This window comes from Carnobacterium sp. GW821-FHT04C06 (assembly GCF_059420345.1).
Genome location: NZ_JBWKTN010000001.1, coordinates 604,082 through 623,900 on the forward strand (window position 1 = coordinate 604,082; position 19,819 = coordinate 623,900).

Annotated in this window: 18 protein-coding genes; 7 read left to right on the top strand and 11 right to left on the bottom strand. The window is 34.0% G+C overall.

Annotated features, from left to right (window positions below; genetic code table 11):
- Window positions 1–316 precede the first annotated feature (316 nt).
- Window positions 317–2,446 carry an LTA synthase family protein gene (locus AC07SW_RS02930; protein WP_193553849.1) on the top strand — a complete coding sequence of 710 codons (2,130 nt, stop codon included), beginning with the start codon at window positions 317–319 and terminating at the stop codon, window positions 2,444–2,446.
- Window positions 2,447–2,495: 49 nt separating this feature from the next.
- Here AC07SW_RS02930 and ybaK read toward each other — a convergent pair whose 3' ends face one another.
- Window positions 2,496–2,981, bottom strand: a complete 486-nt coding sequence (gene ybaK, locus AC07SW_RS02935) for a Cys-tRNA(Pro) deacylase (RefSeq protein ID WP_463684334.1) — start codon at window positions 2,979–2,981, stop codon at window positions 2,496–2,498.
- Window positions 2,982–3,196: 215 nt separating this feature from the next.
- On the opposite strand from ybaK, the gene AC07SW_RS02940 reads away from it, so the two are divergent.
- Window positions 3,197–4,117: a DUF368 domain-containing protein gene (locus AC07SW_RS02940; RefSeq protein ID WP_135024217.1), complete on the top strand. Its 921-nt coding sequence runs from the start codon at window positions 3,197–3,199 to the stop codon at window positions 4,115–4,117.
- A 41-nt stretch (window positions 4,118–4,158) separates the two neighbouring features.
- Here AC07SW_RS02940 and AC07SW_RS02945 read toward each other — a convergent pair whose 3' ends face one another.
- From AC07SW_RS02945 to racE, 8 genes are all read right to left on the bottom strand, one after another.
- Entirely contained in the window at window positions 4,159–5,919 is a 1,761-nt protein-coding gene (locus AC07SW_RS02945) for an ABC transporter ATP-binding protein (RefSeq protein ID WP_135024220.1), read from the bottom strand.
- On the bottom strand, window positions 5,912–7,618 hold the full coding sequence (locus tag AC07SW_RS02950) for an ABC transporter ATP-binding protein (protein WP_376711121.1): 1,707 nt from the start codon (window positions 7,616–7,618) through the stop codon (window positions 5,912–5,914). Before AC07SW_RS02950 ends, AC07SW_RS02945 begins: the two co-directional genes overlap by 8 nt.
- Window positions 7,619–7,865: 247 nt before the next feature.
- Entirely contained in the window at window positions 7,866–8,999 is a 1,134-nt protein-coding gene (locus AC07SW_RS02955; RefSeq protein WP_463684332.1) for an N-acetyldiaminopimelate deacetylase, read from the bottom strand.
- Window positions 9,000–9,058: 59 nt separating this feature from the next.
- On the bottom strand, window positions 9,059–9,760 hold the full coding sequence (gene dapD / locus AC07SW_RS02960; protein WP_034568766.1) for a 2,3,4,5-tetrahydropyridine-2,6-dicarboxylate N-acetyltransferase: 702 nt from the start codon (window positions 9,758–9,760) through the stop codon (window positions 9,059–9,061).
- Between the two features lie 90 nt (window positions 9,761–9,850).
- The gene (gene cbpB, locus AC07SW_RS02965; RefSeq protein ID WP_034568763.1) at window positions 9,851–10,336 is read right to left on the bottom strand and encodes a cyclic-di-AMP-binding protein CbpB; all 486 of its coding nucleotides are present in this window, start codon (window positions 10,334–10,336) and stop codon (window positions 9,851–9,853) included.
- A gap of 267 nt (window positions 10,337–10,603) precedes the next feature.
- Window positions 10,604–11,116, bottom strand: a complete 513-nt coding sequence (locus AC07SW_RS02970; RefSeq protein WP_135024226.1) for a metallophosphoesterase — start codon at window positions 11,114–11,116, stop codon at window positions 10,604–10,606.
- A gap of 19 nt (window positions 11,117–11,135) precedes the next feature.
- A complete protein-coding gene (rph, locus tag AC07SW_RS02975; protein ID WP_311780846.1) occupies window positions 11,136–12,488 on the bottom strand; it encodes a ribonuclease PH in 1,353 nt (450 codons plus the stop codon).
- 27 nt (window positions 12,489–12,515) lie between these two features.
- On the bottom strand, window positions 12,516–13,328 hold the full coding sequence (gene racE, locus AC07SW_RS02980; protein WP_119908301.1) for a glutamate racemase: 813 nt from the start codon (window positions 13,326–13,328) through the stop codon (window positions 12,516–12,518).
- Between the two features lie 201 nt (window positions 13,329–13,529).
- On the opposite strand from racE, the gene AC07SW_RS02985 reads away from it, so the two are divergent.
- The 5 genes from AC07SW_RS02985 (at window position 13,530) to AC07SW_RS03005 (ending at window position 17,540) form a co-directional block, all read left to right on the top strand.
- Complete coding sequence (locus AC07SW_RS02985; RefSeq protein ID WP_119908698.1) at window positions 13,530–14,456, top strand: YslB family protein; 927 nt, start codon at window positions 13,530–13,532, stop codon at window positions 14,454–14,456.
- A 245-nt stretch (window positions 14,457–14,701) separates the two neighbouring features.
- Window positions 14,702–15,289, top strand: coding sequence for an accessory gene regulator B family protein (locus AC07SW_RS02990; RefSeq protein ID WP_135024231.1), 588 nt, complete (start codon window positions 14,702–14,704; stop codon window positions 15,287–15,289).
- Window positions 15,273–15,413, top strand: coding sequence for a hypothetical protein (locus AC07SW_RS02995; RefSeq protein ID WP_156099051.1), 141 nt, complete (start codon window positions 15,273–15,275; stop codon window positions 15,411–15,413). The genes AC07SW_RS02990 and AC07SW_RS02995 overlap by 17 nt, the downstream gene beginning before the upstream one ends.
- Window positions 15,414–15,481: 68 nt before the next feature.
- Window positions 15,482–16,807 carry a sensor histidine kinase gene (locus AC07SW_RS03000; protein WP_463684323.1) on the top strand — a complete coding sequence of 442 codons (1,326 nt, stop codon included), beginning with the start codon at window positions 15,482–15,484 and terminating at the stop codon, window positions 16,805–16,807.
- Window positions 16,800–17,540 carry a LytR/AlgR family response regulator transcription factor gene (locus AC07SW_RS03005; RefSeq protein ID WP_034568752.1) on the top strand — a complete coding sequence of 247 codons (741 nt, stop codon included), beginning with the start codon at window positions 16,800–16,802 and terminating at the stop codon, window positions 17,538–17,540. The genes AC07SW_RS03000 and AC07SW_RS03005 overlap by 8 nt, the downstream gene beginning before the upstream one ends.
- Window positions 17,541–17,581: 41 nt before the next feature.
- Here AC07SW_RS03005 and AC07SW_RS03010 read toward each other — a convergent pair whose 3' ends face one another.
- Both AC07SW_RS03010 and AC07SW_RS03015 read right to left on the bottom strand, forming a co-directional pair.
- A complete protein-coding gene (locus tag AC07SW_RS03010; protein WP_119908304.1) occupies window positions 17,582–18,658 on the bottom strand; it encodes a hypothetical protein in 1,077 nt (358 codons plus the stop codon).
- Window positions 18,659–18,667: 9 nt separating this feature from the next.
- Window positions 18,668–19,771, bottom strand: a complete 1,104-nt coding sequence (locus tag AC07SW_RS03015; RefSeq protein WP_034568747.1) for an SPFH domain-containing protein — start codon at window positions 19,769–19,771, stop codon at window positions 18,668–18,670.
- Window positions 19,772–19,819 lie beyond the last annotated feature (48 nt).

Sequence of the window (19,819 nt, forward strand, 5' to 3'; positions counted from 1 at the left end):
TTTTTTGGGATCCCCCCTTTTAGTGATAAATCAATATTCATTATAACTTAAAGACAAGAAAAATCATGGAAAGTTTGTTTAAATTTTTATTAAAATCCTAAATTAGCGTCTGAACCTCTTACAGACTCACTTTGCGAAATGAATCAATTTTTTTATAAAGTTGACTTTAAAATCGAGAAACGGTAAAATTAAAGGTGATATATTTTTAAAGCAACAGGCAAATATCCATCACAAAAATGATGATTACCCGCTACGCTTTAGTGCTAATCATAAAAACTGTCTGCTTTTTAAGAGGAGGACAACAACTTTGAATTTTATGAATAAAACAAAATCTTTATTAAATACCCGTTTAGGATTTTTCACTTTAAGTGTGATTTTTTTCTGGGCTAAAACTTATTATGGGTACCAAGCCGATTTTTCATTAGGAGTTACTGGACCACTACAACAGTTCATCTTAATTATCAATCCAATCGCAACAACGCTGTTTATCTTTTCAATTGCGCTGTACTTTAAAAAACCCAGAAGCGCCTATATCGCATTATTTGTTCTCTATTTCTTATCATCGGCTTTGATTTATGCCAATGTCATTTATTATCGAGAATTTACAGACTTCTTAACCGTTAATACGATGTTAGGAGTTAAGAGTGTTTCAGGTGGACTGAATTCAAGTGCTTTTGCCTTAGTCAATTTTTCAGATGCTTTCTATTGGTTAGATTTTATTATTCTAATCGCTTTACTTGTTTCTAAAAAAGTAAAAATTGATCCAAGACCCTTTAAAAAACGCTATGCATTTGCAACAACTGCGTTAGCAATTGCTATTTTCAGTGCCAACTTAAGTTTAGCCGAAAGCAATCGACCTCAATTGTTAACAAGAACATTTGACCGTAACTATATCGTCAAGTATTTAGGGTTAAACGTCTTTACAGTTTATGATGGAATTAAAACAGCCCAAGCTAATCAAGTTAAAGCCAATGCTGATGTTTCAGATATGGATGACGTTTTAGAGTATTTAAATGAACATCGTGCCGAGCCTAATCCAGAAACATTTGGTTCTGCTAAGGGACGTAACGTGGTTTATATCCATTTAGAGAGCTTCCAACAATTCTTGATTGATTACAAGCTAAAAGATGAAAACGGCGTTGAACATGAAGTAACGCCCTTCTTAAATAGCCTTTACCACGACCAAAGTACAAGTAGCTATCCAAATTTCTTCCATCAAGTCGGACAAGGAAAAACAAGTGATGCTGAAACGATTCTAGAAAATTCACTGTTTGGTTTGCCACAAGGATCCGCTTTTACTCAAGCAGGATCATCTAACACATTCCAAGCTGCTCCAAAAATTTTGCATGACAACGGTAATTATACAAGCGCCGTTTTTCATGGAAACGTAGGCTCCTTCTGGAACCGTGACGATACCTACAAATCTTTAGGATACAACTATTTCTTTGATGCAAGTTATTATGATACTTCTGAAGGAAATACCTTGGAATATGGCTTAAAAGATAAACTTCTTTTCCAAGAGTCTGCTCAATATTTAGAACAATTACAACAACCCTTCTACACAAAATTCTTAACAGTAACCAATCACTTCCCTTACCCTCTTGATGATGCGAATGTTAGCTTTCCAAGAGCGTCAACAGGTGATAGCACGATTGACGGTTACTTTGCGACAGCTCATTATTTAGATCAGTCTATTAAAGAAATGTTTGACTATTTAAAAGCAGCTGGTTTATATGACAATACTGTATTCGTTCTTTATGGAGATCATTATGGTATTTCAAATTCTCGTAATCCTTCACTGGCACCATTATTAGGAAAAGATGCTAATGAATGGAACGATTACGACAATGCAATGTTACAACGCGTCCCATTAATGTTCCACATTCCTGGTCAAACAAATGGTGGAATCAAAGAAGAATTCGGAGGACAAATTGATGTATTACCTACCCTATTAAACTTACTAGGCGTAGATGCTAAAAGTTATATTCAATTTGGAACTGATTTAACTTCAAGCGGTCACGATCAAACTGTCACTTTCCGTAATGGAAACTTTGTTACTACTAATTATACCGTTATCGGTTCAAAAATTTATGAAACAAAAACCGGAATCTTGATTGAAGAACCTACCCAAGAAGTTCTTGATGAAGTTGAAAAAATAAGATTAGGCGTTGAAAAACAATTAAATCTATCAGATAGCATTATCAATAGTGACTTATTGAGATTCTATACACCTGATGGCTTTAAACCAGTTTCGCCAGAAGATTACAATTATAAAAAACAAAAAGAACAAATTGATGCAATTACCAAAAAATTAGGGAAAGAATCAACAAGTTTATATAGTAAAAACAATAATACTTCAACTGTTGACTTATATAAAACAGATGCACCAGAGCTTGTTCCACCAGCAACTGACTCTGCTGCTGAAGAAGATTCTTCAACAAAATAAAAAGATAGCCCTTAAATGCTTAGGCATTTAAGGGCTATCTTTTGCTCTTTTAGTGACTAATATCAACAAATTGAGCTTTTGTTACCTGTGCTAGCTCTTTTGGTGCAACAGCTAATTGCATTCCTCTTCGACCTGCAGAGATAATCATTTCATCTTCTGATTCAGCACTTTTTTGAATAAAGGTAGGAAACTGTTTTTTCATACCAATTGGCGAGCAACCACCGCGAATATAGCCAGTTGTCTTTTCCAATTCTTTCATCGGGAGCATTTCCACTTTTTTATTGCCACTTACTTTCGCTAAGGCTTTTAAATCCAGCTCTAGAGATCCAGATAAGCAGGCTACAACCACTCCGGTTTTATCTCCTACTGTCACGAGTGTTTTATAAATAGACTCCGTAGCAATTCCTAACTGATCTGCTACTGACTTTGCGTCAATATGATCCTCACTCCAAGGAAATTCATAAATCTTATAAGGAATACTTTCTTGATCCAAGATCCGACACGCATTTGTTTTAGTTACTTTTTTTGCTTTCATAATGAGTTCCTTCTTTTTTTAATTTGTTTTTAGTTTAACATAAATTTAGTCTATTTGGTTTTATTTATCCTTTTTACGCATTAAAAACCCAACTACATAATTAAATATCTTATCATTATCTTAACTATTTTATTATTGTTGATCCATCAAAAAATCGTTATAATAAAGTATGTAACATAAAAATGTGTAATATTCTTTAGGAGGAACGTTATTTAATGTCTTTAATCAATACACTAAAAGGTTTTTTAATTGGGATTGCCTTAGTTATCCCAGGGTTATCTGGTAGTATCTTTGCAGTCGTTGTCGGATTATATGAAAAAATGATGGATGCTATTAATCATTTTAAGTCTAATAAGAAAGCTTCTATTCAATTTTTATTACCTATTGGAATTGGTGCAGTTATCGGGATTATGGCTTCTACAAAAATGATTCTATGGGTCTGTGTTGAATACCCCATCCAATCTTACTTATTCTTTGTAGGATTAGTCTTAGGCAGTTTTCCTCTAGTCTTTAAAAAAATGAAAAAAATCCCATTTAAGCCAAGTTATTTAATTGTTTCAGTTGTTTCATTTCTACTTATTTTAGCCCTAACAAAAATGGGTGAGGGCGGCAGCGAATCCTATATCGCAATTCAATCTTTTGATAGTTGGGACGATGCTTTTTCAATGCTCTTTGCAGGTGCCTTCTCAATGTCATTAATGTCCGTTCCAGGTGTAAGTGGCAGCATTATGTTAATGGTTATCAATCAATATGGAACCGTTTATAATGCAGTTGGTCAGTTTGTAGATTTACTTTTCTATTTACTCAAAGGTGACTTTGTTGCAGCTAGTGCAGCATTTGGTAGTGTCCTATTATTAGTACCATTTGTTATCGGATCTGTTGTTGGAATCATTTTAATTGCTAAATTAATGGGCTATTTGCTAACAAAATATGAAAGTCTTGTTTATTATGGTGTGGCTGGAGTAATGATTTCAGCTTTAATTACTTTATTTGAAACAGGAGTCTTTCCTTATTGGGGTGCAACAACAGCTACGATGAATCCTATCCTATTAGTTTTGATGGGAATTACTTGTTTAGTGATTGGTGTTGTATGTACGATTTTCTTAGATTCACCAAGTGAAGAAAAAGAAGCTTAATTAAAAAAGCGCCTCTCATACTTTATGAGAGGCGCTTTTTACTATTCCATGACAAATTGGTTGTGATACAATTCAGAATAAAATCCTTCTAAATTCAATAGTTCTTCATGTGTACCTTCTTCAATGATTTCTCCTTGATTCAATACGACAATATAATCCGCATTTAAAATAGTTTTTAAGCGATGGGCAATTACAAAGCTGGTTCGACCAGAAATGATGGCTTCCATTGCTTTTTGAATTTTACTTTCGGTCACCGTATCGACATTACTCGTTGCTTCATCTAATATCAACAAGGATGGATCTGTAATAATTGTTCTAGCAATACTTATCAATTGTTTTTGCCCCACACTAAAAATACTGTGTTCATCACTTACAATTGTCTCATATCCATCATCTAATGACATAATAAAATCATGAATATGCGCCTGTTTTGCAGCGCCAATGACTTCTTTATCTGTAGCTTCTGGCTTACCAAAAACGATATTATCTCGAATCGTGCCTGAAAACAATACTGAATCTTGTAACACAATTCCTACCTGTTTTCGTAATGAAGCTAGCTCAATATCACGAATATCAACATTATCAATTAAAATAGCCCCATTATCAACATTATAAAAACGATTTAGCAAGTTCATAATGGTCGTTTTACCAGATCCTGTTGGTCCTACCAAAGCAACCATTTGACCTTTTTTCGCCGTAATTGAAATATCCTTTAAAATAGGTTTATTTGGTACATATGAAAAATCAACATGGTCCAAACGAACTTCTTTTTCAATTCCATACATTGCTTTTACCGTTGGACGTTCCACTTCTGGCTCTTCATCAAGAACTTCAATAACACGTTTTGCACCAGTAAAAGCGAGTTGCAGCATGCTATATTGTGATGAAATTTGCGTTAAGGGCATATAAAATTGTTGTGAATATTGTACAAAAGTCACAATTAACCCTAGTGCTACCGCACGTTCGATACTGCCATTTAAAGCAAAATACCCACCAAAGAAAATAACAATCGCTGTATTAAAAAGAGCAATTCCTTGCATCATTGGGAAAAGCAAACCTGAGTAAACTTGCCCTTTAAAAGAAACCTTTTTAACATTCTGATTATAATCCAAAAATTCAGTAACAGTTTCTGCCTCTAAACCATTGGCAATAATCATTTTTTGACCTGAAATTTTCTCATCAATATAACCATTTAAAGAACCGATGCTCTCTTGCTGTAAGTTTACATACTTACGCGCTTTACGAATGACTAAAGCTGCTATAATAATGGCAAATGGAGCGGCTGCCAATGTTACGATACTTAATTGAACATCTTGACGGAACATCATAATAGTCACACCAACCATCAACGCCACATTTGACATGACTTGAACTAGCGCTTGATTCAGCGTATTTGATATATTATCTAAATCACTTGTAAAACGGCTCAGCATCTCTCCGTCTTTATGACTGTCAAAAAATCGGATAGATAAACTTTCCATTTTTTTGAATAAATCAATACGCATTTTATTAGTCGAACGACCTGAAATTCCAGCCATCAAGATACTTTGAATAAAGGTACCTGCTGCAAGCAATACATAAAAAATGACTAACAACCAGATAATGCGGATAAATTCACTATTATCTTTAAAACCACGTGCTGCATAATTTGCTAATTCTTGAATCGCTTGTCCAATATAGTAAGGGGCTTTTACTTGTAAATAAGTCGAAGCAACTACTGCTACGATTACGACAGCTAATTGTAATTTAAAATGCCGTAAGTACATCCAGAAAAAACGACTAATTTTTTTAAATTCACTCATTTACTGCCACCTCTTTCCCTTTTTGAGTTTCATAGATTTCTTGATAAATAGCACTCGTTTGTAGCAACTCTTTATGGGTTCCTACTTGAACCAATTTCCCTTGATCTAATACTAAAATTTTATCGGCCTGAATGACTGATGAAATTTTTTGTGCGATAATAAATGTCGTTGTATCATCTAATTCTTGATTCAACGCTTCTTTTACCAATTTTTCAGATTTAGCATCTAGGGCGCTTGTACTATCATCTAAAATCAAGACTTTGGGTTCCCCCACAATTCCTCTTGTAATTGATAATCGTTGCTTTTGCCCACCTGAAAAATTCAAGCCACGTTCTTCCACCATTGCATCATATCGGTTATCTTGACGATCGATAAACTCTTTTGCTTGCGCAATAGCAGAAGCATGCTCCATTTCTTCTAGCGAAGCATTTTGTTTCCCTTGACGAATATTATCCGCAATCGTACCTGAAAATAAGACAGCACGTTGCAAAACTAATGAAATGGTATGTCGCAAAGTATCCTTAGGAATTTCTTTTAACGGCACGCCACCAATTAAAATCTCGCCTTCGCTTGGGTCATAAAGTCTTGTCATTAATTGTGCTAAGGTCGATTTACCTGAACCAGTAGCACCAACAATTCCAACTAGTTCACCTGGTTTAACTGAAAATGAAATATCTTTTAAAGCTGCATCATCGTCATTTTCATATTTAAAACTAACATGCTCAAAAGTAACACTACCATCAAGTTCTTTTTTCAATGGTGTTGCACTGTATTCAATGTCTGATTTTGTTTCAAGAATTTCGGAAATACGTTTTAAAGAAATAATCGCTCTTGAAGACATCATCATTAACATTCCACCAATGATAATCGCCATCATAATTTGAGTTAAATAACTCATAAATGAAGCAACTGCACCAATGACAGCTGGATCACTCTTCACCATTGTTCCAACAAAGAAAATTGATGTCACAACAGCGATATTTGATACAAACATAAAGGCTGGAATCATAATTGAAAATAGATTTCCCACTTTAATTGTATGGTAGGTTAACGATTCACTAACATCTGTAAAACGTTTTTCTTCGTTTTCTTCTTGTACGAATGATTTCACAACACGCATACCCGCTAAATTTTCTTTTGCAATGCCATTGACACGATCTAAAAAGCCTTGAATTTTAGCAAAGTGTTTGCCCATTGCACCAAAAGTAAAGAATACAATAATAAAAACTAAAACAACTAATAAAATAATGATCCACCACAATTGTGGCAAAGTATACATAGCTAAAATAAAACTACCGATAAATAAAATTGGAATTCGGATCAACGATTGTAAAGCCAACATCACTAAATTTTGAACTTGAGTAATGTCATTCGTTAAACGAACAACTAAATTTCCAGTTGAAAAACGTTCAATATTACTATACGAAAATGTTTGAATTTTTCTAAAACTTTCTTCTCTTAAATTCGCTCCAACTTCTTGAGCTACTTTTGCTGAAGTAATTGTATTTAAAATGCCGGCAATCAAACCGACTCCAGCCACTCCAATCAATATTACTCCAATTGAATAAATATCGTCTAATTTATCGTTTACAATCGCTTCTAATACTTGTTGCAATAACTTAGGTTGCCACAATTGAGAACCCACCATGATACTAGTTAAAACAATTGATAAAACAGTAAACAAACGAAATTTTTTCATTTGTTGAATCAAAAACTTCATGCACTTTCCCTCCTCTTTCACTCGTACTGTCAAACATAGATTTCTATTATAATACAAACATCCGTTCTAAACAAGCGTTTTTAGTTAACAAATTAAAAGAAAAGACTTATTCTTTTTATTCTTAATTTATTATCCATTCATCCAATAACAAGAGAAGTTGGCGATTAAATTTATCTATAAAAAAAGGCTTATGCAAAATAGCCATAAGCAACTTTTCATTCACTATTTAATTTATTTTCATTGTTAAAAAGGCTTCAAGAACTTCAATAGCAAGTGGAATTGCCTCTTCTTTGGGACTCATCATCGAATGATGCAGGCCATAGGGACTATCTACACCCAACCAAAACATCGCTCCTGGAGTTTTATCTAACAAATAACCAAAATCTTCCCCTGTCATCGCTGTTGGTGAAGAAATAAAATCAACTTTTGAGTGGTCTTTCATAAAATCAATCAATTCAGTTGTCTCTTTTTCCGTATTTACAACCGGATAATAGCCACCTTGCTCTAAAATCAACTCGACTTGACATTGATAGGATTGTTCAATTCCATGAGCTACTTGTCTAACACGTTCTTGCATTAAGCGACTCATCTCAGGGGTAAGCGTTCGAATTGTCCCCGTCAAAGAAGCCTCTCCACTGATAATATTTCCTGTTGTTCCAGCATGAAACGTACCTAAAGTAATAACCGCACCTTCAATTGGGTCTACATTTCGACTAATGATGGTTTGGATTTGATTCACAAATTGACTAGCAGCAACAATCATATCATTGGCTTCATGAGGATATGCCGCATGTCCACTTTTCCCGCTAAACTTCGCTTGAATAGTACATGTTCCAGCAAATAACGTTCCAACTTTTGTCCCAATCTGCCCAACTTTTAAATTAGGTTGAACGTGCAATGCATAAAATTCATCTGGCATCCATGCATCTAAGACGCCCGCATCATAAAGAAGTTTCCCTCCGCTTGCATTTTCTTCTGCTGGTTGAAATAGAAAGACTAAATGATTCTGTCCTTGGTGTTCGCTAAAGTATGTCAGTAAACCTAATGCAATCGACATATGAACATCGTGTCCACAGGCATGCATTTGGTTCGGATGAATAGATTTAAAAGGCAATCCTGTCTCTTCACTAACGGGTAAACCATCGATATCTGTTCGCCAGCCAATCGTTTTAGCTCCAACTTTGCCACGAACTCTCACTATAATAGCTGTTTCCCATTCAATAATTTCAAGATACTCTTGTGGGAGTGCTGTAATATAGTCCATCAAGTAAGCATGCGTTTTAAATTCTAGTAAACCAATTTCTGGTATTTGATGCAAGTCTCTTCTTATTTTTATAAAAGGATTTAATTCGCTCATCATTCTTTCTCCTTTAAGTAAATAGTATAAAAAGCTATCTCACGAGAGATAGCCTTTTATTTTTATAGTTTGCGCAATTCGTCAATTAAACTTGTTTTACTTTTTGTTTTTTCATCGATATCTTTAATTTTTTTAGCTGGAACACCGGCAACAACGGTATACGGTGCAACGTCATTAACAACAATTGCTCCCGCTGCAACAACAGCACCTTTACCAACACGAATCCCTTCAAGGACAACTGCGTTAGCACCGATTAATACATCGTCTTCGATAACTACTGGTTGAGCACTAGCTGGTTCAACTACACCTGCTAAAACCGTCCCTGCTCCGATATGACAATTTTTTCCAACAGTTGCACGTCCACCAAGAACAGCACCCATATCGATCATTGTATTATCTCCAATAACGGCACCAATATTGATTAAAGCGCCCATCATAATAACTGCTTGATTTCCAATCTCAACTTGATCTCGAATAATCGCACCTGGTTCAATTCTTGCATTCAAGCCTTTCATGTCTACTAATGGAACAGCTGAATTGCGACGATCATTTTCAACTACTTGATCGGTAATTAACGCTTGGTTTTCTTTTAAAAAAGGTTCTACATCTTTCCAATCGCCAAAAAGTACGCCAGTTTTACAATTGGTAAAATTTTGAATTGTATCTGGGAAGGTTAATTCTTTTAAAGACCCTTTAATATAAACCTTTACAGGTGTTTTTTTCTCACTATTTGCTATAAAAGCAATGATTTCATTTGCATCCATGATATCTCTCCTCTATAAATCTTTTATCGTTATGACTAGCATAGCAAATTTTTAACGGAAAATGAAACCTTTTCTGTTAAAAATTGATTTCTAATGACTTTTCTTCATGTTTTCTTTTTTTATCACATCAAATTCATTTTCAAATTCATGAGCAATTCGATTGGTTCCTTTTAGAATTTCACTTCTTGTTACGATCCCTGTAAAGCTTCCATCTTCGCTTGCCACACAGATAAATGCATGATTTACTAGTAAATGTAAAACTTCTTCTAGATCATACGGATTATTTATCGTTGCAAAATCAGTCTGCATCACTTCATGCACACATGTATCACTTAATTTATCGTAATCGAATTTTTCAAGCCCCATAATAGCATCTATAATCATTGGCATTGAAATTAACCCTTTTATTTTATATTCATGATCTAAAACAGGAATAACAGAGTAGCCTACTTTTGTTAAAACTAATAGTGCATGGTCTAAATGATTATTTACTTGAACATGGGCTACCATTTCTGCTGGAATTAAAAAATTTTCTTGATTTTCAAGGAGCATTTCTCCTATTTCTTTCCCTATCATTATTTAAATATCCTCCTTAAAAGTCCTTAACTTACTTCTTATTTTACGTTATAAATGTGAAAAAAAGTAGTCTTTCTTGTTAGTATTTTAACTTTAATACTTCCTTAAGAAAGCGTTCTATCTAACGACTCTTCTCTCGTTAACTTTTAGGAACTCCAACTCTTTTATTATAGCGAATTCTGTCTGAAAGGGAAATTTTTTCACTTATCTTGTTATTTTTAAATAAAAAAAGCAGAGAATATATTCTCTGCTTTTAGCTTTTAGCTTCTATCTTTTAAATTCACTTGTTAATTCAGATACCAATTGATGGGTTTCATCATAGTACTTAACTGTTATTTTTTCTGATGTCGTTTCAACGATTGCGTATGTTTTAATTGGATACTTTCCTCTTGGCAAACGAATGCTCCCTGGATTAAGCAACAACACATCATCGACTAATTCTACTCCTAGTTCATGGGTATGTCCAAAGAAGGCAAAACTAGCACCCACCTCTTTAGCTGCCAATAATAAAGTATTCATCGTAAATTTCACTTCATGCAAATGTCCATGAGTCATAAAAATTTTCTCTTTTTTGATATCTGCTACAACGGTCGTTGGAAAAGCATCGTCGTAATCGCAATTGCCACGGACAACATAAAAATCATTCCACACAGAATCTGTCGCTTCTAATTCGGAATCCCCACAATGAAACATCCCGTCTACTTTTCCTTGATACTTTTCAATCAAATCCACTAATACTTCACGATCGCCATGATTATCACTAACAACTAAGACTAACATGTGCTCACTCCTCGAATTTTTATTGATTGACCCAACCGTCCCAAACTTTTTCTAATTGCATTAAAGCTTGACTACGATGACTGTTTTGATTTTTTTCTTCTCCGGATAATTCCGCCATTGTTTTTTCCAAACGAGGGACATAGAATAAAGGATCATAACCAAACCCATTGTCGCCACGTGGAATGGTCAAAATAACGCCGTCTACTTCGCCACTTACAACCAAACTTTCTTTATCTGGCATTGCTAAAGCTAGTGTACAATGGAATTGTGCCGTACGCTCTGCATCTGGTACATCTGTCAACTCATGAAGCAATTTAGCATTATTGGCAGCGTCACTCTTAGCTTCACCAGCAAATCTGGCTGAATACACACCTGGTTGCCCACCTAAAGCATCTACTTTCAAACCTGAGTCATCTGCTAAAACAACCATGTTCAACGTTTGTGCAATCGTTTCTGCCTTTAATAACGCATTTTCTTCAAAGGTTGTTCCAGTTTCATCAACATCTGGAATTTCTGGAAAGTCTAGTAAGGTTTTAATTGACCAACCTTTTTTAGCAAATAAGGCTTCAAACTCTTTAGCTTTTCCCTTATTGCGAGTTGCAATCAATAATTGGTTCTTAGGCAATGCTGGATAAACGATTGCTTCCGTTGAACTATTTTCAATCGCTTCATTTTGAAGACGAATCAATTCTTTGATACCTAAATCACCTAAGGCTAGCATTGAGGTTAATTCATCTGTTGAAAAAGTCGCTTCTTCACCAGTACCTTGGATTTCAACAAACTTTCCACCCGTTGTCATAACTAAATTCATATCCACCGCTGCAGAACTATCTTCAAGATAGTTTAAATCTAAAACGGCTTGCCCGTTTGTTAAAATACCTACACTGATTGCTGCAATATTTTCTTTGATTGGATTGGTTGTCAGTTCGCCACTTTCAATTAATTTGTTAATCGCAAGGCTTAGCGCCACGAAAGCTCCAGTAATACTTGCCGTTCTCGTTCCACCGTCTGCTTGAATTACATCACAATCAACGACGATTGAGCGCTCACCTAATAAGTCTAAATCAATTACTGAACGCAATGCACGTCCAATCAAACGTTGAATTTCCATTGTTCGGCCAGTTAGTTTTCCTTTTGCTGCTTCACGAATATTGCGGGTATTTGTCGCTCTTGGTAACATGCTATATTCGGCCGTTACCCAACCGCGGCCTTCGCCACGCATAAAAGGCGGTACGCGGGATTCTAATGAAGCATTACAAATTACTTTTGTATCCCCAACAGAAATCAAAACAGATCCCTCTGGGTGTTTTAAATAATTGGTCTCAATTGTTACTTTCCGACTTTCATCAAAACTTCTTCCATCTACTCGCATGTTGTTTGCCTCTATTCTTTTTATTTCTTAATGACTACCAAGTTTGATTTGCTCCACATTCATTTCTTCAAGGCCTAACCATCCAGAAGCAATTTCTTGAAACATCTGTGTTGAGCCAGTTGTATAAAAACAGCGTTCTGATTTTTCTTTATTTTTACTATCGACTGCTATATCAAAATAATCTAAAATTGTGCTAACTTCACTAACTGTTTCTGCTCCAGAGTCGATTAATGTAACCTGTTTTCCCATTACATTTTGAATAATCGGACGCAATAAAGGATAATGAGTACAACCAAGAATCAACGTATCTACACCTTTATTTTGCATTGGCTTCAACGTTTCAGCTACAACTTTTTTGGCAATTGCACTGTTGTATTCGTTGCTTTCAACAATCGGAACAAATTTGGGACAAGCTAAACTATTAACTGTTGCTTTTTTATCTTTAGATTGAATCATTTTTTTATACATATCGCTTTTTACAGTTCCAGCTGTTCCAATCACACCGATATGATTATTAGTTGTTGCTTTAATTGCTGCTCGACTTCCTGGTAAAATCACCCCAATGACAGGAATGGCTAATTTTTTTTTGATGTCTTCTAAAGCTGCTGCAGTTGCTGTATTGCACGCAATTACAAGCATTTTAATATCTTTATCTAATAGAAAATGAGTCATTTCCCAAGTAAATTGGCGGACTTGTTCTTCCGGTCTAGGACCATATGGACAACGAGCCGTATCTCCAACATAATAAATAGATTCATTTGGTAACTGACGCATGGCCTCTTTGACAACCGTCAATCCGCCAACTCCTGAATCAATAAAGCCAATCGCTTGTTTTGTCATAGTTCAAAAACCTCATTTTACATTTAGTATCGTTGATACTTTCTATTTTCGCTTTTTTTCAGGGAAAATTCAAGGGATAGCTGCATCTTTTAATGGAAACTTGAGGATTTCTATCATTTTTATTAAGTAAAGTGAAAAAAGATGGGCTTCAAACACTTTTCACGTTATAATGAACGAGAAGACTATAATGAGGTGACGCAAATGAAAAACGAAGAACAAGCAACATCATTGGATTTAGAAAACTTAAATGGTTCAGTTTCCATGTTTGGTTATGAACTGATACGTGATGGTCTATTGCCAAATCTTTTAGGAAAAGACACGGAAGATATTTTATATTGGGCAGGAAAAGAACTGGCAAGACAATATCCTTTAGAAGATTTTTCAGCTATTGTCTTATTTTTCAAAAAGGCTGGCTTTGGTTCACTCACATTAGCAAAAGAAAAAAAACATCAACGGATTTATACGTTAACAGGCGACATCGTTAACACTCGAATTGAGCATGCAAAACCTAGCTTCAGTTTAGAAACAGGATTTTTAGCAGAACAGATTCAATTACAAGAAACACTTTATGCTGAAGCAGTATCAGAAGTTTCTCTCAAAGCAAAAGAAGTCACCATTACCCTTCAATGGGATGCAAAAGACACGGTTTCAATTGAAACTCCTCTTGAAACTTTTGTTATGACTGAAGAAAAAGAAGAGAGCCCAACGTTAGCTGTTGAATCCATAAGCATGGAGCAAAATGAAGCGACTGAACTAAATGAAACTTTTGACGAAGAGATTGATAGCGACTTATTTGCAGAAGAATTGGTTCCTGAAGTAGAACCTATTAATGATGTTCAATTGGAGTTACCAGAAACAGCCATCACAGATGACCTTCCTTTAGAAAGAATAGAGGAAGAAACAATTGTTGAAGAAAAAGTCCTTATTCCATCAGCTTCCGTTGTTTCTCAAGAAGAGGTTGAAAAATTTCATCAGATGAGTGCTGAAGAAGCTTTATCAGAATTTGATAAACTTTCTCAAGAATTTACAGATGTGAATGAGCAAATTTCTTCAGAATTAGAGGAAGAAACGATCTTTGATACATTACCCTCTCGCTCTTCTAGGCATCAAAAGAAAAATAAAAAATAAAACAAAGAGTGTCTGGGTTATTTTATTAATAATTCAGATATTTTTTTATTTCTAAAATAACAAGATAAAAAAATCAAATGATTTTTTTAATAAAGAAAAACTTTAACAGAAGGCGAGTAAAATTTAATATTTTTTTAAATAACAACCAACAAAAAACGAATATGACTATTTTATTAACGCTTACGATATTTCCGATTCTTTTAAAAAAAGAATCATGTTATATTCATAGTTAAGGAGGCAACAAAATGACTATACCTAAATTCTCTGAGTTTTTATTAAATAAAATGGGAATAACATCATCTGAAAAAAATTACGATTATATTCAATATGGGCTAGAGATTTTACTTATTAATCTATCTAAATTAACCATTATTTATGGTATTGCTTATCTTACAAAACAATTAATCCCAACATTAATTGTGCATCTATCTTATATGTTGCTTAGAAGATATTCTTTTGGATTGCATTCTCTCAGTAGTTTTGTCTGTACCATTACTAGCATCGCTCTTTTTAATATTATCCCCTATTTTTTTAAAGAGCTTATATTGCCAACTCCTTTGATTTTTCTTATTTCTTTCTTTATTTTCTTTAGTATCTTACTATACTCACCTGCTGATACTGAAAATAATCCACTAATTGATGGTGAAAAAAGAAAAAAATTAAGAATAAAATCAACCATTTGTTGCATTATTCTTTTAATCATAGTTGCATTTGTACCTGCAACTATCAAAACATTGATTTTACTAGGTGGATTTTATCAAGCACTATTAATTCTACCTGTAACTTATAAAATTTTAAAAAGGAGGTACAATAACTATGAACTTTATGAATAGTATTTTCAAAAAATTATTCTTACATCTTGGAACTAGCGCTTCAGCAAGAACTTGTTTTGTTGTTCAATATGAGCCCGTTTCTCCTAAATTAAAAGAACTACAAAAATTACAAAAAGAAGCTTAAACCAATTTAATTATAAAGCCGTTTCTGTTAAAATGGCTTTATAATTATTTTTTATGAATGGAGAAAAAATGGAACTCTTAATTTATGGATCTTTAGAAAATATCAGTCTTTTTTTCTTAGCCTATCAATTTTTGGAAAAGAAAGCTTCTTTAAAATTTATTACACTTATTTATATTCTTTTTAATTTAGTCGAATTTGGCATACTTTATCATATCAATGAAAGTTTATTGTTACCCTTCTCAATTCTAACAATTATAAGTCTTGTTTATTTTGTCAATCGAGAATTAATAAACACCATTATTATTGTACTGCTAACCTTTATAATCACTTATGCAGCGCAATACTTAACCGGATTTATCATGATGCCTATTTATAAAGATACAGCAAATTATGAATCCTTTTCTTCAAGGATGTCCATTTCTTTATTTTTATTAACCTATTATCTTATTACTTATTGTCTTTTCTTAATTGTCAAAAAAACATTGAAGTCTACTCAAAAATTATGGACCCTTGTTTCTAATAGAACTTTTATTGTTATTGCTGTAGTGTTTCTTACACTTACCATTATCTTTTTTATTACCTCAACAACTTTAGAAAAACTCTATCAGTTTGACCATGAAATTATTCAAATAACCAACTTGATGTTCTTAGCTTTTGGAAGCATCATTCTAATTGCTTTTATTTTTCTTTATATCGCTCTAACCCGTGAAACAGAAGTCCAAAAAAGAAAATTAGAGTTGGATCAGCTTAGAATTTATAGCAATAAGCTCGAAGAAAACTATCAAGAATATCGCAAATTTCGTCATGATTATTTAAATATGTATACTGGGATGGTTGGGTATATCGAAACGAAGGATATGGCTGGATTAGAACGTTATTTTACTGAGCATATCGTACCTATCAGTCAATCGATTACTACTAATCTAATTAAGCTTGCGGATCTTTATCGAATTGAAATTCCTGAATTAAAAGGCTTAGTCGCAACAAAATTATTGCTTGCTCAAGAAAAAGGCATGGACATCAGTTGCGAGGTCCCCACTCCTGTGACCCGTATTAATATGGATATTTTAGATTTATGCACGGCCATTGGGATTTTGTTAGATAATGCCATTGAAGCAACTGAATCTATTGAAAATGGTAGAATTCGTCTTTCCTTTATCACATATGAAGACCGCGTCTTGATTACAATTGAAAATCAAATTGAAGATTTGCTTGTTCCTATTTATCAACTATTTGAACATGGCTTTTCGACGAAAGGCTCTGACCGTGGTTTAGGACTTTGGAATTTATCAGAAATGATGGATAAGTCCGATGTGATCCATTTAGACACCGCAATTGAAAATCATTATTTTATTCAGCAATTAAATATTATGGAGGAATCAACTTATGACTGAACTTTTTATTTGTGAGGATAATCCAGCGATTGCAAAACAAATTACCGCTCATGCCGCTAATGTGATTGAAGAAAATCAATTAGATTTTTCAATAAAATTAACAACGAGTAACCCTACAACTTTACTAAACATTGTTAAATCATCTAAAGAACCTGGTGTTTATTTTCTAGATATTGATTTAGGAAGCAATGTGATGAATGGTTTGGAACTTGCTCAAAAAATTCGAGAGCTAGATCCTCGTGGTTTTATTATTTTTATTACTTCTGATACAGAGAAATTTCAACATACCTTCAAATACAAAATTGAAGCATTGGATTATATCGTAAAACAGGATACAGATAATCTTGAACGTCGCTTGCTTGAATGTTTAACCACTATTATTTCACGTAATCCTTCAAGTAATGAACAGTCACAATTTAGTATTAAGGATGGTACTCGTATTATTACTGAAAAATACAAAAATATTTTATTTTTCGAAGTTTCTTCAAAAGTTCATAAAATTAAAATGCATTCATTAACCAAACAGGCAGAATTTTATGGTTCTCTTAAGGATGTTGAAACGGAGTTATTAAAACACAACTTTTTCCGTTGTCACCAATCTTATTTAATTAATTTGACTAATGTTAAAGAAGTTGATGTTAAAAATCGCTTTGTTTACATGATAAATGGCCAAAAATGCGAAGTTTCGTACCGTGCGTTAACGGAGCTTAAAAAGATGATGAAACAAAACTAAAAAAGGAAGATCAAAGAAATTCTTTGATCTTCCTTTTTAAATTAAATCAAAATAATTAAGACTAAAATCGCAATTGCTAATAACGTAATTTTTAAAGGACTTTTTGGAGCCGCCCCCACAACTTTTCCACTCTGACCATTCACAAAATAATGATAAGTTTTGCCTTTATACGAATAGCTATTGATCCAAATCGGCAATAATAAGTGTTTAAATTGAGGGTGAGTATAGCTCGTTTGATACTCGATTTCTTTGGTCGTATCTCCACCAATATCTGTTTCAATACTAGCTTTGATAGCTGGAATTACTTTTCCTTGAGCTGCTTTCCATGAATCGGACAAATCAATTTGATAGCGTTCTGCAGAAAGTCCAGCTAAATAATCATTTTGATAAGGAACGAGTTCTTTAAATTGAAAAGGTTCTAGTTTTTTAATAAAATTGCTACCTTCTTTGCCACTTGCTGGAATCAAAATATTTTTAAATTCTTTTGTCAGATTTCCTCTAGCTTTTTTCCATCTTACTTTGCGCTTATCTCTTTGTTTAGTAGTGCCATTTTGCCAGTAGGTTTCTTTAGTGTTGTAATAATCCCCACGAATGCCGTGATACTCAACATCAACTTTAGTATCAAATGCCCAATAGGGTAAATAAACCCCTTGAATTTGACTCGCTTGCTTTGCACTTCTTAATTTATTTGGAGCGAATCGCTTTTTCTTAATCCATTGTTTGAAATTCGCTTCTACTTCAGTTTTAGATACTTTAAAAGGAATCAAAGCGTCTGGCGGGATCATTTCATATTCCTTATTTTCCACAATTAAACGAGAATTACAAAATGTACAGACATTGATAACTTGCGTCGCATCCGTTAAAATTTCGGCTCCACAATCATTACAATGAATCATTGTGGATAAGCCTTTAACGACTTCTTTCTTTCCTACTAATTCATCTGCTAATTTAGTTGTTGTAATAGGGGCGTTATTGGAAACAACATCGTATTCACTTCCACAATATAAGCAAACCATTTTATTTTTCGCAGGATCAAACTCAACTGCTCCATCGCACTGGCTGCATTTTACATGTTGTGCTTTTTTTTCACTTAATTCTTCTTCGTTAATGGTAAACACCTCAGCTTTTTAAGATTGCTTTTGACCACATTCTGGACAAAATTTAGTTTGCGGGGTAATTTCAACTTGGCAATTGATACATTTTGGGGTAACGACTTGTATACTTGAACCACATTCAATACAGAATTTGGCATTCGCTGGATTTTCATGCTGACAATTCATACATTTGGTTGCTGATTTAGGTGTTGTTGTCTCAGATTTTATTTCTGGAACGGTTGGTTCAACTACTTGTTGAGGTGCTGATTTTGCCATATTGGTTGCAATCGATTGACTCATTGCATTTCCCAAAACGACACCATTCGTCATTTGGGCCGCCATTCCAGCGACGCCACCATTAGGATTTTTTGCCATTTCAGTCATTGCATCAGCCGCTTGAAGTTGTGTGTAGGTGCCAACTGCATCGCCCATAATTCCCATTGTACTTCTCTTATTGATAGCTTCTTGAACTTCAGGTGGTAAATTAAAGCTTTGGATATCAAAACTGTCTAATTCAATGCCTAATGCAATAAATTTTTCTTGTAGCTTCATTTCACATATTCTACCAAGATCATCTGTAAAAGCCATTAAATCCATATAAGATAGCTTTGCTTCTCCTAGACAATCACTAAAGCTAGCTAGTATCTGTGAACGTAAATGGTCAATTAAAGAGGTCGCGGTTACTTCTTCACCGCTTCCAACGACTTCTTTTAAGAAAACGATTGGATCACTGATGTGATATGAAAAAGTTCCATTACTGCGAACAGCAATAAATCTAAAATCTTCATCTCTTAGATTAATTGGTTGTTTAGTTCCCCAACGTTGATCCAACATTCTTTTTGTATCAATAAAGTATACTTCAGCTTTAAATGGAGAATTAAATCCATATTGCCAAGATTTTAATTTTGTTAAAATCGGTAAATTTTGTGTTTGAAGTTCGTATCTACCTGGAGTAAAAACATCAGCCACTCTTCCTTCATTGATAAAAAGAGCAATTTGAGTTGGAGAAACCGTCAATTGGGCTCCCATTTTTATTTCTTTTTGCTGAATTGGAAACTTATATGCTAGTGTTTCCTTCGTGGTATCTGACCATTCAATAACTTCGATAAATTGTGATTTAATAAAATTAAGTGCCATGCTATTTACTTCCTTTATTACTGCCAGTCCTCTCTACTTGCTGTCTTT

Coding starts and splice junctions, on each gene's coding strand:
- AC07SW_RS02990 (WP_135024231.1), top strand. CDS start 14,702: ATGACTATACCTAAATTCTCTGAGTTTTTATTAAATAAAATGGGAATA.
- AC07SW_RS03005 (WP_034568752.1), top strand. CDS start 16,800: ATGACTGAACTTTTTATTTGTGAGGATAATCCAGCGATTGCAAAACAA.
- AC07SW_RS02955 (WP_463684332.1), bottom strand. CDS start 8,999: ATGATGAGCGAATTAAATCCTTTTATAAAAATAAGAAGAGACTTGCAT.
- AC07SW_RS02945 (WP_135024220.1), bottom strand. CDS start 5,919: ATGAGTGAATTTAAAAAAATTAGTCGTTTTTTCTGGATGTACTTACGG.
- ybaK (WP_463684334.1), bottom strand. CDS start 2,981: ATGAAAGCAAAAAAAGTAACTAAAACAAATGCGTGTCGGATCTTGGAT.
- AC07SW_RS03000 (WP_463684323.1), top strand. CDS start 15,482: ATGGAACTCTTAATTTATGGATCTTTAGAAAATATCAGTCTTTTTTTC.
- rph (WP_311780846.1), bottom strand. CDS start 12,488: ATGCGAGTAGATGGAAGAAGTTTTGATGAAAGTCGGAAAGTAACAATT.
- AC07SW_RS03015 (WP_034568747.1), bottom strand. CDS start 19,771: ATGGCACTTAATTTTATTAAATCACAATTTATCGAAGTTATTGAATGG.
- AC07SW_RS02985 (WP_119908698.1), top strand. CDS start 13,530: ATGAAAAACGAAGAACAAGCAACATCATTGGATTTAGAAAACTTAAAT.
- dapD (WP_034568766.1), bottom strand. CDS start 9,760: ATGGATGCAAATGAAATCATTGCTTTTATAGCAAATAGTGAGAAAAAA.
- AC07SW_RS02930 (WP_193553849.1), top strand. CDS start 317: ATGAATAAAACAAAATCTTTATTAAATACCCGTTTAGGATTTTTCACT.
- AC07SW_RS02995 (WP_156099051.1), top strand. CDS start 15,273: ATGAACTTTATGAATAGTATTTTCAAAAAATTATTCTTACATCTTGGA.
- cbpB (WP_034568763.1), bottom strand. CDS start 10,336: ATGATAGGGAAAGAAATAGGAGAAATGCTCCTTGAAAATCAAGAAAAT.
- racE (WP_119908301.1), bottom strand. CDS start 13,328: ATGACAAAACAAGCGATTGGCTTTATTGATTCAGGAGTTGGCGGATTG.
- AC07SW_RS02950 (WP_376711121.1), bottom strand. CDS start 7,618: ATGAAAAAATTTCGTTTGTTTACTGTTTTATCAATTGTTTTAACTAGT.
- AC07SW_RS02970 (WP_135024226.1), bottom strand. CDS start 11,116: ATGTTAGTCTTAGTTGTTAGTGATAATCATGGCGATCGTGAAGTATTA.
- AC07SW_RS02940 (WP_135024217.1), top strand. CDS start 3,197: ATGTCTTTAATCAATACACTAAAAGGTTTTTTAATTGGGATTGCCTTA.